A 229-nucleotide genomic window follows, 5' to 3' on the forward strand; every position below is an offset into this window, starting at 1 on the left:
TGAGGGCGTTGTGGCTGATGACGCTGAGCAGGAACAGCACCAGCATGACGGGGCCGAGGGTCCCGGTGGCCAGTTTGACCGCATCCATGGTGTCCATGCCGGCCGGAATGGCCAGCACCGCCACGGCGCCGAAGATGAACGACAGGCTCGAACCCAGGGCCGAGCCCAGGTAGGTGGCCCAGAAGGTCGAGCTGACTTTCACGTCTGCCGGCAGGTAGCGTGAGTAGTC

Annotated in this window: 1 pseudogene; it reads right to left on the reverse strand. The window is 65.1% G+C overall.

The features are described from left to right. Window positions 1-229 (reverse strand): annotated as a pseudogene (locus B3361_RS08645) (cytosine permease); the annotation flags it as partial.

The sequence above is a fragment of the Pseudomonas sp. UBA6699 genome, assembly GCF_002454615.1.
In the GTDB taxonomy this organism is placed as follows: domain Bacteria; phylum Pseudomonadota; class Gammaproteobacteria; order Pseudomonadales; family Pseudomonadaceae; genus Aquipseudomonas; species Aquipseudomonas juntendi.